The organism is Microbulbifer sp. S227A (genome assembly GCF_049800935.1).
Window position 1 is genome coordinate 25,452 of sequence record NZ_JBNAFZ010000007.1, and the last position, 18,929, is coordinate 44,380.

Here is an 18,929-nt window from a genome sequence, read left to right on the forward strand (position 1 = left end):
TACCCAACCGCCCGCAAGCTGGGTGGAAGAATTCCGATAACCGCCAATGCTCAATAAATATTAGGTGACCCATGGCAGCCCAAGCACTTAGTGAACGCGATCTGGCATTCATGCTGTATGAACTCTTTGATGCAGAATCTCTCACGGCCCGTGCGCGCTACGCGGACCACAGTCGCGAGACATTTGACGCAGCTATCGAGACCGGCAAGACGGTTGCGCTGAAACATTTCCTGCCAATCCGCCAGAAGGTCGATACCAACGAGCCGACCTTTGACGGCAAAAAAGTGCACCTGATTCCTGAAATCAAGCCTGCGCTGGATGCGGTGATTGAGGCTGGACTCGCCGCGCCCTCCAGCGATTTTGATAGTGGTGGTATGCAGTTGCCACCGATTGTCACCAGTGCGGCTCAGGCGCACCTTTTTGCTGTGGCGAGCACAACACTGGGATACATCTCCCTGACCGATGCCAATGCCAATTTGATTGAAGCTCATGGTTCCAAAGAGCAAATCGACACCTGGGTGCGCCCCATGCGCGAAGGGCGTTTTATGGGCACCATGGCGATGACCGAGCCCGGCGCCGGTTCCGGGCTTGCCGACCTCACTACTACTGCTACCCGCGAAGCGGATGGCAGCTATCGGCTGACCGGTAACAAGATTTTTATTTCCGGTGGTGATCACGAGCTCAGTGAAAATATCGTGCACCTGGTACTCGCGCGGGTTAAGGGAGCGCCCAAGGGCGTGAAGGGCATCTCCCTGTTTATCGTGCCCAAATTCCTGCTCAACGAAGACGGCAGTATTGGCGAGCGCAACGACGTGGCCCTCGCTGGCCTATTCCATAAAATGGGTGGTCGCGGACATACCTCCACCGCGCTGAGTTTTGGCGAAAACGGTGGTGCCAATGCCTATCTGGTGGGTGAAGAAAACAAGGGACTGATGTATATGTTCCACATGATGAACGAGGCGCGCATCATGGTGGGCACCGGTGCAGCCCTCACGGCGCTGACCGGCTACCAGTATTCCCTCGACTACGCGCGTGAACGTCCCCAGGGGCGGTTACTCGGCAACAAGGACCCGGAATCCCCCCCCATCCCGATCATCGAGCACGCGGATGTGCGTCGCATGCTGCTCACACAAAAGGCCTATGCCGAAGGCGCCTATGCATTGTGCCTGCTCGGCTGCCAGCTTGCCGACGACGAAAAAACGGCAGAAACCGAAGAAGCCCGCTCGCAGGCGCACACCCTGCTGGATTTCCTGACCCCGATTATCAAAACCTGGCCGTCGGAATACGGCCCCAAAGCCAACAACCTGGCGATCCAGGTGATGGGCGGTCACGGCTATATCAATGAGCATCCGGTGGAAATGTTTTACCGGGATAACCGCCTGAATCCGATTCATGAAGGCACCACCGGTATTCAGTCCCTCGACCTGCTCGGGCGCAAGGTGCCGATGAATAACTTCGCCGGCTATCAGGCAATACTCAATGAAATGCAGGGCACTATCGACAAAGCCCGCGATACGGAATTGAGTCTGTTTGCTGGGCAATTAGGCGCTGCGCTAACCGAGTTGCAGCAGACTACGACTAGCGTGCTCGGTGCAACCGCCGAGAAAAATATCGACCTCGTTTTTTCCAATTCGGTCAGTTATCTGGAGATGTTCGGACATATCGTGGTCGCATGGATCTGGTTGCGCCAGGGGCTCGCCGCAGATGCGGGACTCCAGGCTAATCCGCATAAAGATGACGAGCACTTTTACCGCGGAAAGCTACAGGCAATGCAGTATTTCTTCCGCTCAGAACTCCCGAAAATTTACCACTGGTCGAAACTGGTGCGCGATATCGACGCTACCAGTTTTGAGATGAAGCCAGATTGGTTTTAAACAAAAAAGCCAGTTATCAATCCAGGAAATAGCATGACCACCGTTACCAAAGAAGTGCTGTTGCAACACGTCGGTACCGAGCTGAAAACAACAGACTGGTTTGCCGTAAATCAGCAACAAATTGACCTCTTCGCCGAGGCGACTCTGGACCACCAGTTTATTCATGTCGATCCCGAGCGCGCGGCACAAACGCCATTTGGCTCGACCATCGCACACGGTTTCTTATCGCTGTCGATGCTGTCCCATTTTGCAGAGACCTTTGGCCTTGCCATCGAAGGCGCTTACATGGGTATTAACTATGGCTTTGACAAGGTGCGTTTTATCGCGCCGGTGAAAGTCGATAGCCGGATTCGCGCCCATGCGAAGCTTGCCAGTGCGGAAGAAAAAAATCCTGGCCAGTTCATGCTGAAGTTTGATGTAACCGTGGAAATTGAGGGTGAAGAGAAACCTGCACTCAAGGCAGAGTGGCTGACCATGCAAATGGTTGCATGAATGCAACCATTCACAGTGAAAACTGACAATACAATTATTCCAAGTGAGAAAAACAATGACAGTACGTTTTGACGGCCAGGTGGCCATCGTAACCGGCGCCGGTAATGGTCTTGGTAAATCCCATGCGTTGGCACTGGCCGCACGTGGCGCGAAAGTTGTAGTCAATGATCTGGGTGGCGCCCGCGACGGCAGCGGTGCGTCTTCAGCGGCGGCGCAGGCAGTAGTGCGGGAAATTGAGGCCAACGGTGGTGAAGCCATCGCGCACGGTGCCAACGTAGCCAAGTTTGACGAGGTGCAGGACATGGTGCAGCAGGCCATGGACAAGTGGGGCCGCGTCGACATCCTGATTAATAACGCCGGTATCCTGCGCGATAAATCCTTCGCCAAAATGGAATTGAGCGATTTCCAGATGGTGATGGATGTGCATGTGATGGGCTCGGTGAACTGCACCAAGGCGGTGTGGGACATTATGCGCGCGCAGAATTACGGTCGCATAGTGATGACCACTTCTTCCAGCGGTATGTATGGCAACTTTGGCCAGTCCAACTACGGCGCCGCCAAAATGGCAGTGCTAGGGTTTATGAATACCCTGGTGCTCGAGGGCGCGAAATACGATATCCGCGTGAATGCGCTGGCGCCGACGGCCGGTACCCGCATGACCGAAGATCTGATGCCTCCAGAGATACTCGGTATGCTGACACCGGAATCGGTAACCGCCGGTGCCCTCACCCTGTGTCATAAGGAAGCCCCCAACCGCTTTATTCTATGCGCCGGTGCGGGTGGTTATGCCAGTACGCGCCTGTTTGAAACGGCGGGCACCTTTATCCCCGCGGAGGCACAAACCCCCGAGGCAGTGCTCGAAAGCTGGGACAAAATTTGCGAACAAAGTGCACAGGGTGAACTCGCTTCGGGCGCGGGACAAACGGAAAAATTCCTCACTATGGCGATGGCCAGCATTCAGCCGGCCTGATTTGGCCCCAGTAATTTCAACCTATCTGCCGCATCCACGCATACGTGTGGGTGCAGGCTCGAAGAGCGTTTATCTATGAAAGAAGCGGTTATTGTCTCAGCTGCGCGCACGCCCATTGGTCGCGCTTATCGCGGTGCGTTTAATAATCTGGAAAGCCCGTCGCTTGCGTCCCATGCGGTAACCGCCGCGGTCGCGCGTGCGGGTATTGATCCCGCAGAAGTTGACGACTGTATTTTCGGTGCGGCGCTGCAACAGGGCAGTCAGGGTGCCAACCTTGCCCGCCAGGTTGCCCTGGCCGCAGACCTGCCGGTAAGCGTCAGCGGCATGACCATTGATCGCCAGTGCGCTTCGGGCCTCATGTCGATAGCCACCGCGGCCAAGCAGATCGTCGTCGATGGTGCGCCGGTGGTTGTTGCCGGGGGCTGTGAGTCCATCAGCTTGGTGCAAAACGAGCATATGAACCTGCACCGTGCGGCAGATCCGGCGGTACTGGCAAAAGCGCCGGCTATTTACATGCCGATGTTGGATACCGCCGAGGTTGTCGCCAAGCGCTATAACATTTCCCGGGATGCTCAGGACGAATACGCGCTGGAATCCCAGCGCCGTACCGCGGCGGCCCAGGAGGCCGGTAAATTCGATGATGAAATTGTTCCGGTGACGGCGACCAAACTGGTGGCCAATAAGGAAACTGGCGATATCAGCGAACAGGAAGTGACGCTGGCCAAGGATGAGGGCAACCGGCCGGGTACCACCCTTGAGGGCCTAAACAGCCTGAATGCAGTGCGCGAGAACGGTGTGATAACAGCGGGCAATGCCTCGCAATTGTCCGACGGCGCTGCTGCGGTAGTGATGATGGATGGCAAGCTTGCCGAACAGCGCAATCTGCAGCCGCTCGGCGTCTACCGCGGTATGGCCGTGGCCGGTTGTGAGCCCGATGAAATGGGAATTGGGCCGGTATTCGCGATTCCCAAGCTGCTAAAGCGCACCGGCCTGAAAATGGACGATATTGGTTTGTGGGAACTGAACGAGGCGTTCGCGGTGCAGGTGATTTATTGCCGCGATCAGCTGGGCATTCCCGCTGACCGACTCAATGTAAACGGTGGCGCCATCTCCATTGGTCACCCTTACGGCATGAGTGGTAACCGCATGACCATGCATGCGCTTATCGAAGGCAAGCGTCGCGGTGTGAAATATGTCGTCGTCACCATGTGTGTTGGCGGTGGTATGGGTGCCGCGGCCCTGTTTGAAGTCCTTTAATCTGAGTGCGGCAAGGCGTCTATCGCCTAGCTGCCATTTGCGCCAAGGGTTCAGGCCGCTTCCAGTGCCTGTGCCTTGAGCAGAGCCAGCATGCGCTCCGACGGCAGGAACAGTTTGATGCCGTCGCAGTGCTTGAGTAGCTCGGTGTAGAAGTAGTCAAAGTGGGTGCAGCCGAGGATCAGGATCTGCACCCCGCTTTTCACCAGTGCCGCCGCCAGGTCATCCAGCGCGTGCTGCTGCACCAGTTCCGCCGGTGATACCCCGTCTTCGATATCTTCCACAATCTGCAGGTTGCCGATGCCGATGACCTTGGCACTGCGGTTGCGCAACAGGATTTCCCGCTCGATGTTGGCGCAGCTCTGGCAGTTGGCGGCGAGCAGGCCGAAGTTGCGATAGCGCTGGGTCAATTCCGCGTACACATCCAGCGGTGACACCACCGGGATCGCGACGGTGCTGCGCACGGTATCCAGGTCCACGGCGCCAGACAGCGAGTTGCAGTAGATCATTGCCGCCGCGGCGCCCTGCTGCTGCAGGGACTCAATCGCATCAATCAGTTTCTGGGTGAGGGCGCCCCGTTCCAGCGCCTGCAGCTGGGTCTGCGCTTGCGGTGAGGCGGACAGGGAGATGCCCAGGCCCGCTACCTGGCGGGCGGCGAGAAAGTCGAGCCCAAAACGGGTATCCGTGGCGGTGCCAGCAACCACACCGATGGAATACTCATCATTGTAAATGTCATTTCGGAGCACATCTCACCTCGAATCTGTTCGAAATTGCGGATGTGCATATTTATCCACAAGTGGCGCGGTCAGTCGAGGTAAATCCGCATTGTGGATGACTGGTAAGGCCTGGCTGGTATCGGCCAATCGGTGCTCAGCTGGTCTCTGACCGGGTTACGTCCCGCGGCCAGGGTTTTTGTCCGCATTCACCGCAGATCACATCGATCACCAGCGGCTGCCCGCAGCCCTTGTGCCGCAAGGCCAGCGGCCGCTGATCTGGGGGCAAACGCTGCTCCGCCCACTGTCGCATCACCATGACCAACGGGTACAGGTCCCTGCCCCGTGGGGCCAGACGGTACTCGTAGCGGGGCGGATTCTGCTGATAGCGGATGCGCTCCAGCACGTCGGCTTCCACCAAGAAGCGCAGGCGCTGGGTCAGGATGTTCGAGGCGATGGAGAGATGTCGGGCGTAGTCGTCGTAGCGGCGCACCCCGAAAAAGGCGGCAATCAGGATCAGCAGGGTCCAGCGGTCGCCGATCAGATTGCTCACCGTGGCGAGGTCGCGGTCACTGCCCGTCGCCGGCTCGGCGCGCACACGGCGCTGCCCGCCGATGGAGCGCAGCTCTTCAAACTGTGGCTCTAGCCCCGCTGCGGGCAGGTCCCAGTCGACGGAATCCAGCGTGACTTCTTCGGCGCAGGCGCGGCACTGGGCGCGGGGGTGCAGTGGGCTCCCACACACACTGTGGCGCAACCGCGCGGGCAGTTGTTCGCCGTGGGCCCAGCGGGATTCCCACTGCCACGCCAGCAGTGATGCACCGAACAGTTCCTGCCCCGTGGCCGTGAGTCGGTATTCGACCCGCGAACCGGTGCCGTAGGCCTTGCGATACAGCACGTCTGCGTCAACCAGTGCAGCAAGGCGACGTGTCAGCGTTGCGCGGCTGGCGCCGGTGTGTGCGCGAATCTCTTCAAAGCGGCGCCGCCCCAGAAACGCATCCCGCAGGATCAGCAGCGACCAGCGGTCCCCGATTACATCCAGCCCGCCGGCGATGGCGCGGTTAATCAATAATCCCGAATTCATGGCGCGATATTAGCGCATCCCGCCGTTGTGGCGTATTCCCCGTAATCAGTCTTTTAGTGCTGGTGATCCTATCCGATCACTGACGCCTAAATTGGCATCCAATTCTCTATCTAAATGCATACTTGATCGAATCCGGCCGATCTGTTTTTATTATTAGTATCATAATGCAAGTTACTATTTACCTGTTACTTAGACGTAGCCTAGACATAACCCTATTGAGGCCCTGAGCACTACCGGTATGGATATCAAATATAAGAACACCGTCCCCAGTACCCTCCAGCCCAGCATGCACCCCTACCTGAACGGTGCCTGGACCCCGAACTTCACCGAATTTACCGCGACGGACCTCCAGGTGATCGGTGAGATACCGCGGGATATCGACGGGGTGTATATCCGCAATACGGAAAATCAGGTGCACGAGGCGATCGGTGTCTACCACCCGTTCGATGGCGATGGCATGTTGCACGCCATGAGCTTCCGCGATGGCAAGGTCGAGTACCGCAACCGCTTCGTGCGCACCAAGGGGTTCGAAGCCGAGCAGGAAGCTGGCGAATCTCTGTGGGCGGGGATTGCCAACAGCGTGCACAAATCCAAGCGACCGGGCTGGGGCGCGCAAGGCGCGGTCAAGGACGCCTCCTCCACGGATGTGGTGGTGCATGCGGGCAAGGTACTGTCGACCTTCTGGCAATGCGGCGATGGCTACCGTCTCGACCCCTATACCCTGGAGCAGGAGGGTGTTGCCGGCTGGGCGCCGGTCGATGGTATTTCTGCGCATCCCAAGGTGGATGAGCGCACCGGCGAGATGCTGTTCTTCAACTACTCCAAGCATCCGCCCTACCAGCACTACGGTGTGGTGGATAAGCACAACAAGCTGGTGCACTACACCCCGGTGCCCACCCCCGGGCCGCGCCTGCCGCACGATATGGCGTTTACCGAGAACTACTCCATTCTGGTGGACCTGCCGCTGTTCTGGGACGAAAACCTGTTGAAGGACAATATCCACCGCGCCGGTTACCACCCGGACATGCCTACCCGCTTTGCCATTTTGCCGCGCTACGGCAAGGCCGAAGACATCCGCTGGTTTGAGGCGGCGCCCACCTATGTCCTGCATTGGATGAACGCGTATGAGGAGGGCGATGAGATTATTCTCGACGGCTACTTCCAGGACGCGCCGGTGCCGGAACCACTGCCCGGCCTGCCGGAAAAAGTCGGGCGCATGATGGCCGGCATCGATATGCATTCGTTCAAGTCACACCTGCACCGCTGGCGCTTCAACCTGAAAACCGGGGAGACCAAAGAGGAGCGACTCGACGATCGCGTACTGGAATTCGGCATGTTCAACCAGCGCTACGCCGGGCGAAAATCCCGCTACCTGTATTCCGTGTGGGGTGAGCCGGGTTGGTTCCTGTTCTCCGGCATGGTCAAACACGACCTGGAAACAGGCGAAAGCTGGAGCCTGCCATTTGGCGAGCAGCGGTTTGGCAGCGAGTCGCCATTTGCACCGCGGGTAAACGCCAAGGACGAAGACGACGGCTATCTGGTGAGTTTTATCACCGACATGAAAGAAGACCGCTCCGAGTGCGTGTTAATCGATGCGAAGGACATCGAGGCGGGACCGGTGTGCCGCATTATCCTGCCCCACCGGATTTGCAGCGGCACCCACGCTACCTGGGCCGACGGCCCCTCTCTCCGTGGCGATTAAGAAGCGCGGCGATCAATAAGCACAGAAAGTCACAGCTAATTAAGCGGAGAATACCGTGGCCACCAGTCCCATCTATATCCTCGGCGGTGCGCAGAGTGATTTTGCCCGCAACTGGGCGCGCGACGGTTTGTCCCTGTTCGATGGCTTTGCCGAAACCCTAACGGCCGGTTTGGAAAACACCAAACTGGATCCCGCAGAAATTGAAGTGGGCCATGTGGGCAATTTTGTCGGCGAGTTGTTTGCGGGCCAGGCACAGCTGGGAGGCTTCTTTGGTGAGGTGGACCCGGCGCTGCGTTACCTGCCCGCCTCGCGCCACGAGGCCGCCTGTGCATCCGGCTCCATGGCACTGCTCGCGGCCATGGCCGACTTGCGCGCCGGCAATTATCAGCTGGCGGCGGTGGTGGGCATCGAACAGATGCGTAATGTGCCCGGTCACGAGGCCGCGGCCAATCTGGCGCCGGCGGCCTGGAACGGTCGCGAATGGACCGATGCGGAATACCTGTGGCCTTGCGCCTTTGCAGAACTTATCGATATTTATCGCGCGCGCCATGGGCTCGACAAGGCACATCTCGCGGCAATCTCGGAAAAGAATTTTGCCAACGCCAGTGTTAACCCCAGCGCGCAGTCCCGTCGCTGGCAATTTGCCGATAACAGCTTTGCCGAGGATGACAGTGCCAATCCAACCGTGAGCGGCGCCATCCGCCGGCACGATTGCGGGCAGATTACCGACGGTGCCGCGGTGGTTTTTCTTGCGACTGAAGAGCGCGCACAGGAATACGCCCGCGCCCGCGGCCTGCGCCTCGAAGACATACCGCGCATTAAGGGCTGGGGACATATCAATGCGCCCATGCTGTTTTCCAACAAACTTAAACTGCAGAACCCACAGGGTGTTTTATTCCCCCATGTGCAGCAGCTGTTTGAGCAAACCCTCGCTCGTGCCGGCATGCACAGCGTGCGCGATGTGGACGGGCTGGAAGTGCACGACTGTTTCAATATCACCGAATACATGATTCTGGATCACTGCGGGCTTGTGCCACCCGGCCAAATCCACCGCCTGATCGAGGAAGAAACTTTTGCGCGAAATGGCGCACTGCCGGTCAATGCCAGCGGCGGCCTGATTGGTCTCGGTCACCCGGTGGGTGCAACCGGTGTGCGTATGGCCCTGGATGGTTTCCGCCAGGTGATTGGTACCGCTGGCGAAAACCAGATCGCCAATGCCAAAAATCTGATGACGTTTAACCTCGGCGGCAGCACCACCACCTGTGCCAGCCTGATTATCGGCCGCTAACTAAAAAACCAGATAAAGAGCAGAGTATGCAAAGCGCCAATATTATCGACACCGTGCGGATCCCCCGCGCCCGCAGTCACGCCGAGAAAGGCGCATACGCGCAGGTAAAACCCGTCGGGCTACTCGCACCGCTGTTTCGTGCACTGCAAACGCGCAACGACTTAGATCCGACTATCGTCGACGATGTACTGCTGGGCTGTTCCACCCAGAGCGGTGAGCAGGGTTCCAATATCGCCAAGATGGCCGCCATGTACGCGGGCTGGCCCGACAGTGTGCCGGGTGCCAGCATCAGCCGCTTCTGCTGCTCGGGGCTGGATGCAGTGAATACTTCTGCCGCACATATTACTGCAGGCATGGCATCGGTGATGGTGGCCGGCGGTGTCGAGCACCTGAGCCGGGTACCGATGTTTTCCGACAAGGGCCCCTGGTATTCCGACAAGGAAGTGATGCGGGCGACGCGCTTTATGCATATGGGTCTGTCCGCCGACCTGATCGCTACCCGCGAAGGCTACAGCCGCGCACAGTTGGATGAACTGGCCCTGCAATCCCAGCAGCGCGCCGCACACGCATCGCAGGCGGGCCACTTTGCCAGCGCGCTGATTCCGGTAACCGATAGCGAAGGCGAGCCAATCCTGCAGGCCGACGATGGCATACGCACAACCACTATGGAAAAGCTCTCCGCCCTGCCGGAAAGTTTCCGTGAGTTCGCGCCGCTCGCGCAGAAGCTCGTCGGCTTCACCTATCCCGGCACCGAACTCGACTGCCGGCATACCGCGGGAAATGCCCCGGCGCTGGTAGACGGCGCATCGCTGGTATTACTCGCCAGCGATAATGCCTGCGCAGAATATGGCCTAAAACCGCGCGCCAAAGTTCGCCACTTTGCCAGTGCCAGCGATGAACCAGTACAAATGCTCACCGGCCACCTGCGCGCCACCGAAAAGTTGTTGAGCACGACCGGACTTAAGCCAGAAGGTATCGATCTATGGGAAATTAACGAATCCTTTGCCGCGAGCGTACTGAAATACCAGCAGCACTTTGCGATCGATTTTGACAAGCTGAACGTCAATGGAGGTGCTATCGCCATGGGTCACCCGCTAGGTGCCACCGGTGGCATTCTTATCGGCATGTTGCTCGACGAGCTGGAGAGACGAGACCTGCAGCGCGGTCTGGTCGCTATTTGTGGTGGCGCCGGTGTGGGCGTTGCGACTCTCATTGAGAGACAATGAAAATTATCTAAGTATTCAACCTAACACATCATTACCCGTTGGATTGCCTTGCATAATCCGTACATTCGTGCCACAAATTCTCATTGTATCGCTTTTCTTGTTTTTCTACTCTTGCGTTAAACTTCAGCGCTTTACGCTTCAGCTTTACAGCGGATAAACATGGATTTGTTTAACGATGAAAGATATGGAAAGAGATCCGATCAGAAATGGCCTCCGGCATAATTCGCACGAATTGTACGCACTTTCGCTGGATGAATTTGATCATGTTGTAGCGACCGTTGCGAAATCGCCCGAGTATTCTTCCCAACAATCTACCTGGGCGATGCTTAGGAGTGGGGTCGAGGCTGCGGCAAATTACAGTGCCACAAGCAAAGACTTGGGCATGCTGACAAAACTATTTGCCGATCTCGGATTTTCCGGAACAAAGGCATATATCAAATATTATAAAGGGCAGCCCTATGTAATATTCAAGGGCAATCCGCGACTGCGAACGATTTTTACTGGCACCAGATATGGGTTACAAAATGCCCAAGTAGTACAAATGGGAGTCGGGAAAAGTGGTGCAATTGGTGCAATGCGTAGCGGCGGGATTTTGACTGTTGTTTTGGTAAGTGCCTTTAGAATTGCAGATTACATTCTTACAGATCAAGTTACTTTGAATCAGCTGATCGGAACCTTGGCTACAGACATTATAAAAATAGGGATTGCCACGGGGGCGTCAATAATTGCCGCTGCAGGTGCAGCAGCAATATTCACTGTGGCAGTGGGACCCATTGTGGCCGCTATTGGAGTGGGGTTGCTTGTTTCTTACGGACTTTCCAGGCTGGATAACCGGTTTGAAATTACTGAGAAAGTCATTTCTGCGTTAGACGAGCTACAGCGTAAGAAAAATGCGAAAGTGGCAGATTTTAAGAAAAGTATTTCCAGCGCGGCCGGTGAATTTATCGATAGCGCTTTGGATTATGTTATCGATGAAACTAGAAGAGTCCTAATCGATACCGCGAAACATTATTTACACAGGAATATACCGCAATGGTAGCGAAAGCCGAAATATCGCAACAGACGTCACGCCCAACGGCCGCAGCTATATTGTTGGTATTTTTTTCGGTGGCGGGTATTTGTCTCATACTCCCCACCGTAGCTTTCTATCACATGATGGTAGCGATATTCCAAGCTGACAATAACGTGTTAATTGACAAGGGTGTTTATTACTTGTTTGGCGCGGGAATCGCGATGTCGTTTTTATTATTGGATGGAATTTATAATTCGCTGATTCGACAGCCAGTCCCAGGAAAAATCAAGCAAGCTGTTGGTGCGACTGCCTTACTTGGGCTGGCGCTCATTGTGATTCTACCTACTACAGTTCACTACGCTTCCGCATATCTTCTTGAGCAACGGGGTTACGAAATTTGTGAAGCAGCCTCAAGTCAGTGGTTGTTCGTGCGAGATATCGTCTACACCATCCCTGGTGCGTGCGACTGAAGATTGTCTGAACTCTTGAATAGGACTTATTCGATATTCTGCACCTGCTCGCGCATCTGCTCGATCAATACCTTTAACTCCACCGCAGCCTGAGTGGTGTCAGTTACTACCGCTTTGGATGAAAGCGTGTTCGCTTCGCGGTTGAATTCCTGCATCAGGAAGTCGAGGCGACGGCCGATGGGGCCGCCGTTTTTGAGTACGCGGCGTGTCTCGGTGATGTGAGCGTCGAGACGGTCCAGCTCTTCATCCACATCCGCTTTTTGTGCGAGCAGCGCAATTTCCTGCTCGATACGATCCTTGTCGATTTCTTCGAGCAGTTCTTCCAGGCGGGTTTTCAGTTTTTCGCGCTGGTTTTGCAGAATCTGCGGTAGCAGCGCGCGCACGGTGGTGACCTGTTCATTGATGCTGACAAGGCGTGCTTCGATAAAACCGGCGAGTTCGGCGCCCTCGCGCTCGCGGTTATCCACAAGCTGTTTCAGTGCCTGCTTGAAGCCGTCGAGGATGGCGTTGGCCTGTTCCTGCGCATCGGTTTCCGGTTCGGCAATTACCCCCGGCCATTTCAGAATTTCCATCGGATTCAGCGGCAGGCTGCCGACACCGCCAAGGCCCGGTGAGACTTGCTTGGCCGCACTCAACAGTTGCTCAACCAGCGCCTGATTCACCTCAATTGCCGCGGCCTCACCGCTGGTAGCCCTGAGGTTCAGGGTCATTTCCAGCTTGCCGCGGTTCAGGGTCTTGCGCAGCTGTTCACGCAGTTTGGGCTCCAGTGCGCGGGCAGCTTCCGGCAGGCGGAAGTGCGGTTCCAGATAGCGATGGTTCACCGAGCGCATTTCCCACACCGCGGTACCGGTGGAGTAATTTACCTCGGCACGCCCGAAAGCGGTCATGCTGCGCACTTTGTTGTTGGCCATACTGCCGTGCTCCAGAAATGCTCTAATTGAGCATGAGTGATGGAAAATGAGCGGCAAATCATAGCACAGGGTGATTGTGTGCTTTGATGGCTATAATGCCGGGCTTGCAAGTTAAAGATGATTCTAAAGAGGTGAGATATGCAGCGACCAAGCGGCCGCAAACCAGAACAACTGCGCGATGTGCGCATCACCCGCAACTATACCCGCCACGCGGAGGGCTCGGTGCTGGTGGAGTTCGGCGACACCAAGGTGCTGTGTAACGCCTCTGTGGCGGCAGAAGTGCCGCGTTTTCTGCGCGGCCAGGGCAGTGGTTGGATTACTGCGGAATACGGCATGCTGCCCCGCTCTACCGGTAGCCGTATGGGGCGCGAAGCGGCGCGCGGCAAACAGGGTGGGCGCACCGTAGAAATTCAGCGTCTCATAGGTCGCTCCCTACGCGCGGCGGTGGACCTGGAGGCCCTTGGGGAGCATCAGATTACCCTCGATTGCGATGTAATCCAGGCAGACGGCGGAACGCGTACCGCGTCAATTACCGGTGCCTGCGTGGCGCTGGTGGATGCCATTCGCTACATGCAGCGGGAAAAAATTATCGACACCGATCCACTGAAAAACATGGTGGCGGCAATCTCTGTGGGTATTTATGAAGGTCAGGCGGTGCTGGACCTGGACTACCCGGAGGACTCCCACGCCGATACCGATATGAATATGGTGATGGCGGAAGACGGCGGCATGATCGAGGTGCAGGGCACCGCTGAGGGCGTCCCGTTTACCGAGCATCAGTTTGCGGAGATGCTGGCGCTGGGCAAGGCGGGCATCAAAGAGCTGGTCGAGCTGCAGAAAAAGGCATTGGCCGACGCGTAACGGCGTACGTCACAGACCTTGCGCGCGTAAATCAAAATCCGGCAGGCTTTGCCACTTCCTGTGGTGGAGCCATGCCCGGTTTGTCATAGGCTTCTCTCTATCCTGTTACAACAGTGAGAGAGCCCATGGAAAGAACCCACCTCGCCTCAGCCCTTTGTGCTCTACTGCTACTTGCCGGGCAAAGTTTTACGCACAGCTTTGCCCAGGAAGCCGGGACTTCCACTAGCAGCACCACCACCAGCGCACCTGTGGATAAACAGGAAGCGCGTACCCACCACAAACACTACCGCGAGCCCGAAGGTGGTGATAAACCTTCGCCCACCGGCAGCATTGCGCCGCGCCTACAGAACCTCGGTAAACATATCTTCCCGGTAAGCTGTGCCTCGGAGCAGGGGCAGCAGTACATCAATCAGGGCCTGAACCTGGCCTACGCATTTAACCATGCGGAGGCCGGCCGCTCGTTTCGCGAGGCGGCGCGCTTGGATCCAGACTGCGCCATGGCCTACTGGGGCCAGGCACTGGTGTTGGGGCCCAACATTAATGCGCCTATGGACCCGGAAGCAGAGCCCAAGGCGCGCGAGCTGGCCCTGAAAGCGAAGTCTTTAAGCAGCGGTGTGGATAAGCGGGAGCGCGCGCTGATTGATGCGCTGACTACCCGCTATACCGGTGATGCCGCGGACCGCAGCGCGGCGGATAAGAAGTATGCGGCGGCCATGGGCAAGGTCGTCGAGCAGTACCCGGATGACCTGGATATCGCCACCCTGTATGCCGAGTCGATGATGGATCTGCGCCCATGGAATTACTGGATGCGGGACGGGACTCCCTACGAGGGCACGGAAAAAATCGTCGAGTTGCTGGAGCAGGTGATGAAGAAAAATCCCGAGCATCCCGGCGCCCTGCACTTGTATATCCACCTGATCGAACCCACCAATAATCCCGAGCGCGCGGAAAAGGCCGCGGATACGCTGCAAAACCTGATCCCCGGTGCCGGGCATCTGGTACATATGCCGGCGCATATTTACCAGCGGGTGGGGCGCTATGCGGATGCGGTAAAAGCGAACGAGCGCGCGATCGCCGCGGATGAGGATTACATCACCCAGTGTCGCGCTCAGGGTATCTACCCGATGGCCTATTACCCGCACAACATTCACTTCCTGTGGTTCGCCAATACCGAGCTGGGGCGCAGCGGCAAGGCCATCGACGCGGCGAATAAAACCGCCGAGCAGATTTCCGATGAGACCCTGGAAGCGATGCCGATGCTGGCGAGTTTCCGCGTGCTCCCCTACTGGTCGCTGGCGCGCTTTGGCAAATGGGATGAGGTGCTGGCGCTGCCGCAACCGCCGGCGGACCCATTTCTTTCCCTTGCCTGGCACTATGTGCGCGGACTCGCGTTTATCGCCAAGGGCCAATTGAACAAGGCGCAGCAGGAGTTGGCGCAGGTGCAGAAGCTCGCCGCTGATCCGGCGCTGGACTACCCGATGTTTTCGCCCAATACCGCCAAACAGGTGCTGGCGATTGCCCCGGAGGTGCTTGCTGGAGAGCTGGCGGCCGCACGCAAGGATTACGAGAGTGCGGTCAATCATTTGAGCCGGGCCATTTTGCTCGAGGACGGCCTGGTATATACCGAGCCCGCCGAATGGCACTATCCGCCGCGCCTGGCTTTGGGTGCGGTACTGCTCGAGGCTGGCCGTCCGGCCGAGGCGGAAACCGTTTACTGGCAGGATCTGGATCGGCGCCCGGACAACGGCTGGGCGCTGTTTGGATTGGCGCAGGCGCTGCGCGCGCAGGACAAAGGCGATCAGGCAGAGCTGATCGAGGCGCGCTTCAACAAGGCCTGGCGGGATGCAGATGTGAAGTTGCAGGCCTCGCGTATTCGCTGACGTTACCAGCGAACAGTACCGGCGAAGACAAATAAATAGGGCGCTGTGAATTCTGTTCACAGCGCCCTTTTTGTTTGTCTGTTTGATCGGAAGCGAAGCTTGCGTGAAGCGTCAGACTTCCAGGTCGTAATCCATGATCACCGGCAGGTGGCTGGAGAATTTGACGTTCTTGTTGATGGCGCCGTACTCGATCTTGTTCTTCAGGGTCTGCGATACGATCTGCATATCGGTGCGCCAGCCGTCACCGTTGCCCGCTTCACCGCTCGGCCACCAGGTAAATTCGTCTGCGTCTTTTACTACCCGGCGGAAGGCATCGATATAGCCGATGTCATTGAACAGCTGATCCAGCCACCGCTGCTCGTGACGCATAAACCCGGGAGTGTCCTGATGATCCTGCCAGTTTTGTACGTCGGCGCGGCGGTGTGCCATGCCCCAGTTTCCGCAGAAAATAAAGTCACGGCGTTTCCGGCTGATTTTGGCCAGGTGTGCCTGCATGTCGTCAAAAAACTGTACTTTTGTTTCCAGTGATGTCTCGTCGGTGGCCACCGGAGCGAGCAGTGAGCCGACACTCAGGCGTTCGAAATCTGCCTGCAAATAGCGCCCGTACATGTCCACGCCGTTGGCGAATCCCATGCCGTAAATCAGGGCTTTTGGCTGTGCGCGGGTGTAGATCGCGACCCCGTTTTCATGGGGGGTGCCGGAATCGAAGAAGTAGCTGTAGTAACCGTCCGGATGAAAGATGGGATGATCCAGTTCCGGTTCCAGTGAGCGTAGATCTTGCAGACAGATGATGTCTGCGTCCTGATCTGCCAGCCAATCATATAGCCCGCGTTGTGCAGCCTGGTGCACACCATCCACGGACAAACTCACTATTCGCATTATTAGCCCCTTACCAGCGGACTGTGTAAAATTGCAGTCGTTATTTGTCTGAACATTCTATGATTGCCGTACCCCGTTCCTTGGGGACCTTCCTTCACCTTAGCCAATAGTTATCAAATTGCCATGCAGCAGTATCAGCGAGACTTTATACAACTGGCCCTAGAGCACGATGTGCTCTGTTTCGGAGATTTCACGTTGAAATCCGGTCGCCAGAGTCCCTACTTTTTTAATGCCGGCCGTTTCCACAGCGGTGCAGCGCTTGCCGCTCTCGGCAACGCCTACGCGGAGGCGATCATTGCCTCTGGAGTGGAGTTTGATGTCATATTCGGGCCGGCCTACAAGGGCATCCCGCTGGGTGCGGTAACCGCAGTGGCGCTGGCACAGAAAGGTATCGATAAACCCTTCTGCTACAACCGCAAAGAGGCCAAGGCCCACGGCGAGGGCGGCACCTTAGTGGGTGCGCCGCTTAAAGGCAAGGTTTTGATCATCGACGACGTGATTACGGCGGGTACTGCGGTACGCGAGGTGATGCAGATTATCGATGATCACGGCGCGTCGCCTGCCGGGGTGGTGATCGGCCTGAACCGCCAGGAAAAGGCCAGCGATGATTCGGACCAGTCTGCGATTCAGCAGGTTGAACAGGAATACAGCATTCCTGTGATCGGCATAGTAGAACTGGACGATATTATTACCTATCTTAAGTCTGAGGCTGCCGGTGAAGAGCTGCTGCAGCGAATCATTGATTACCGCCAGAAATACGGCGTTTCTGCTGAGGGTTAGGCGGTAAAAATTACGTATTTAACCCTATGGGGCTAAAGACAAGCCGGTAGCAAAACAATTAGGGTTAACAGTGGCGCAGAAGGAAATGCGTCACTGGTCAAATAATGAACGATTGCAAAGATAAAATGAGGCAGGCGTGAAAATCGCAACTGTACTGGCGTTCGCCGGTGCTCTTCTGACAATGGAAGTCGGAGCTGCAAGCTCGGGGTGGGATGGCAAGAAGCTCTACCGCTATACCAACGAACACGGCGTCCAGGTGCTGGACGATGTCGTGCCCCCCCGTTATGTGGCGGGGGGCTATGAGGTCCTCACTATTTCCGGGCGCATTCTCGAGGTTGTCGAGCCCGAGCTGAGCGGGTCGGAGCTGGCGGAGAAGGAGCGCCGGGAGGCGCAGATGGCCGCCGACCTGGCATTGCTCAAACGCTACAACAGCGTTGCGGATATTGAATCTGCGCGCAAACGCAAACTCGCCATTGTGCAGCAGGATGTCGCGATCCTGCGCTCCAATATCAGCTCGCTGAACCGCCAGATCAAAAACGAAGAGTCCGCCGCGGCGCGTATCCAGCGCAATGGGGGCACTGTTTCTGCCGAGCAGATGGAGCGGATTGGCAATCTGCGCAAAGAGGTAGATGTGGTGAACCAGCGCCTGTCTTTACGTAACAAAGAGGCGGTCAACATCAACAGCGAGTTTGATCAGGCCACAAGCCGCTATCGGGAAATTGCCGGCAAATAAGCCGGCCGCCTTCCCGTAGCTCTTTACCCCTGCGCGGTCAGCGCACTTTCCCGGAAAAATCCTGCTACCAGAACCGGCCACTGCTCTGTCCAGTGCTCGGTCGGTTTGCGTTTGAAGCCGCTGCGTACGTACTGCACGATGCGACCCTCGGCGCTGGCCAGCAACAGGTTGGCGGCTGCGGTCAGCGGAATGGCGGGGCGCAGTTGCTCGCGCAGTTCTGCCTCGCGCAAAATCTGCTTGAGCTGGGTTTCCAGGCGGTCGAACAGCTGCAGGATACGGCCGTGCAGGCGCTCGGTTTCCCCGGTCAGGGCGTCGCCGGTCAGCAGGCGGGTGATGCCTGGGTTGCGCTCACAGAAGGCCAGCAGCAGGTGCAGAATTTTCTGGCAGCGGGACAGCGCGTTGGGTTCGTCCTGCATGATGATCTTGATGCGGCTGAAAATGGTCTCTTCGATAAACTCGATGAGGCCTTCAAACATTTTGGATTTGCTGGGGAAGTGGCGATACAACGCCGCCTCTGAGAATCCTACCTCTTTGGCCAGTGCCGCAGTGGTAATGCGGGCGCCGGGGCTGGCTTCCAGCATGTGCGCCAGTGCTTGCAGGATTTGTTGGCGTCGATTGATTTTTTCGCTGCTCATGAACTGCCTTTGCCCGGAATATTCAGCCGGGATCTGATTTTGTTGTTGTGCCGGTGTTGTGTTGTTTGTCTGGCTTGGCAGCGGGATGGGGTGTCAGAAGCCCGCGACTTTTTTGATAAAAGTTTTATTCGCTGAAAGCCAGGAGGCCGGCGCCAGAATCGTAACGAT

The 18,929-nt window shown here is 57.0% G+C and carries 18 protein-coding genes; 13 read left to right on the forward strand and 5 right to left on the reverse strand.

The features are described 5' to 3' along the window. Positions 1–71 precede the first annotated feature (71 nt). The 4 genes from ACP15R_RS16585 (at position 72) to ACP15R_RS16600 (ending at position 4,593) form a co-directional block, all read left to right on the forward strand. Positions 72–1,874, forward strand: a complete 1,803-nt coding sequence (locus tag ACP15R_RS16585) for an acyl-CoA dehydrogenase (protein WP_224868090.1) — start codon at positions 72–74, stop codon at positions 1,872–1,874. Positions 1,875–1,907: 33 nt separating this feature from the next. Then, positions 1,908–2,366, forward strand: a complete 459-nt coding sequence (locus tag ACP15R_RS16590) for a MaoC family dehydratase (RefSeq protein ID WP_224868088.1) — start codon at positions 1,908–1,910, stop codon at positions 2,364–2,366. Between the two features lie 55 nt (positions 2,367–2,421). Continuing rightward, complete coding sequence (locus ACP15R_RS16595; RefSeq protein ID WP_224868086.1) at positions 2,422–3,336, forward strand: SDR family NAD(P)-dependent oxidoreductase; 915 nt, start codon at positions 2,422–2,424, stop codon at positions 3,334–3,336. A gap of 75 nt (positions 3,337–3,411) precedes the next feature. After that, positions 3,412–4,593 (forward strand): acetyl-CoA C-acyltransferase, encoded by a 1,182-nt coding sequence (locus ACP15R_RS16600; RefSeq protein ID WP_224868085.1) that lies wholly within the window; start codon positions 3,412–3,414, stop codon positions 4,591–4,593. Positions 4,594–4,643: 50 nt separating this feature from the next. Here ACP15R_RS16600 and ACP15R_RS16605 read toward each other — a convergent pair whose 3' ends face one another. Both ACP15R_RS16605 and ACP15R_RS16610 read right to left on the reverse strand, forming a co-directional pair. Then, entirely contained in the window at positions 4,644–5,336 is a 693-nt protein-coding gene (locus ACP15R_RS16605; protein WP_224868082.1) for an aspartate/glutamate racemase family protein, read from the reverse strand. A gap of 124 nt (positions 5,337–5,460) precedes the next feature. Continuing rightward, the gene (locus tag ACP15R_RS16610) at positions 5,461–6,384 is read right to left on the reverse strand and encodes a winged helix-turn-helix transcriptional regulator (RefSeq protein ID WP_224868080.1); all 924 of its coding nucleotides are present in this window, start codon (positions 6,382–6,384) and stop codon (positions 5,461–5,463) included. A 238-nt stretch (positions 6,385–6,622) separates the two neighbouring features. Between ACP15R_RS16610 and ACP15R_RS16615 the strand changes: the two genes are divergently transcribed. The 5 genes from ACP15R_RS16615 (at position 6,623) to ACP15R_RS16635 (ending at position 12,082) form a co-directional block, all read left to right on the forward strand. Next, positions 6,623–8,086, forward strand: a complete 1,464-nt coding sequence (locus ACP15R_RS16615; protein WP_224868078.1) for a carotenoid oxygenase family protein — start codon at positions 6,623–6,625, stop codon at positions 8,084–8,086. Between the two features lie 55 nt (positions 8,087–8,141). Further along, a complete protein-coding gene (locus tag ACP15R_RS16620; protein WP_224868076.1) occupies positions 8,142–9,374 on the forward strand; it encodes an acetyl-CoA acetyltransferase in 1,233 nt (410 codons plus the stop codon). A gap of 26 nt (positions 9,375–9,400) precedes the next feature. Then, positions 9,401–10,600 (forward strand): acetyl-CoA C-acyltransferase, encoded by a 1,200-nt coding sequence (locus ACP15R_RS16625; protein WP_224868074.1) that lies wholly within the window; start codon positions 9,401–9,403, stop codon positions 10,598–10,600. Positions 10,601–10,775: 175 nt separating this feature from the next. After that, on the forward strand, positions 10,776–11,639 hold the full coding sequence (locus ACP15R_RS16630; RefSeq protein WP_224868072.1) for a hypothetical protein: 864 nt from the start codon (positions 10,776–10,778) through the stop codon (positions 11,637–11,639). Next, positions 11,633–12,082 (forward strand): hypothetical protein, encoded by a 450-nt coding sequence (locus tag ACP15R_RS16635; protein ID WP_222231060.1) that lies wholly within the window; start codon positions 11,633–11,635, stop codon positions 12,080–12,082. The genes ACP15R_RS16630 and ACP15R_RS16635 overlap by 7 nt, the downstream gene beginning before the upstream one ends. A 26-nt stretch (positions 12,083–12,108) precedes the next feature. On the opposite strand, the gene ACP15R_RS16640 is transcribed toward ACP15R_RS16635, so the two are convergent. Further along, entirely contained in the window at positions 12,109–12,993 is an 885-nt protein-coding gene (locus tag ACP15R_RS16640) for a YicC/YloC family endoribonuclease (RefSeq protein WP_224868052.1), read from the reverse strand. A 138-nt stretch (positions 12,994–13,131) separates the two neighbouring features. On the opposite strand from ACP15R_RS16640, the gene rph reads away from it, so the two are divergent. Together rph and ACP15R_RS16650 are read left to right on the forward strand one after the other, a co-directional pair. After that, the gene (gene rph / locus ACP15R_RS16645; RefSeq protein WP_224868049.1) at positions 13,132–13,854 is read left to right on the forward strand and encodes a ribonuclease PH; all 723 of its coding nucleotides are present in this window, start codon (positions 13,132–13,134) and stop codon (positions 13,852–13,854) included. A 125-nt stretch (positions 13,855–13,979) separates the two neighbouring features. Continuing rightward, positions 13,980–15,734 (forward strand): hypothetical protein, encoded by a 1,755-nt coding sequence (locus ACP15R_RS16650; RefSeq protein WP_224868047.1) that lies wholly within the window; start codon positions 13,980–13,982, stop codon positions 15,732–15,734. 111 nt (positions 15,735–15,845) lie between these two features. Here the strand turns inward: ACP15R_RS16650 and ACP15R_RS16655 are convergent, their stop codons facing one another. Then, a complete protein-coding gene (locus tag ACP15R_RS16655; RefSeq protein ID WP_224868045.1) occupies positions 15,846–16,613 on the reverse strand; it encodes an exodeoxyribonuclease III in 768 nt (255 codons plus the stop codon). Between the two features lie 123 nt (positions 16,614–16,736). On the opposite strand from ACP15R_RS16655, the gene pyrE reads away from it, so the two are divergent. Together pyrE and ACP15R_RS16665 are read left to right on the forward strand one after the other, a co-directional pair. Continuing rightward, positions 16,737–17,393, forward strand: coding sequence for an orotate phosphoribosyltransferase (gene pyrE, locus ACP15R_RS16660; protein WP_224868043.1), 657 nt, complete (start codon positions 16,737–16,739; stop codon positions 17,391–17,393). Between the two features lie 136 nt (positions 17,394–17,529). Further along, positions 17,530–18,126, forward strand: a complete 597-nt coding sequence (locus tag ACP15R_RS16665; RefSeq protein WP_224868041.1) for a hypothetical protein — start codon at positions 17,530–17,532, stop codon at positions 18,124–18,126. 23 nt (positions 18,127–18,149) lie between these two features. On the opposite strand, the gene slmA is transcribed toward ACP15R_RS16665, so the two are convergent. Further along, entirely contained in the window at positions 18,150–18,761 is a 612-nt protein-coding gene (gene slmA, locus ACP15R_RS16670; RefSeq protein WP_224868039.1) for a nucleoid occlusion factor SlmA, read from the reverse strand. Positions 18,762–18,929 lie beyond the last annotated feature (168 nt).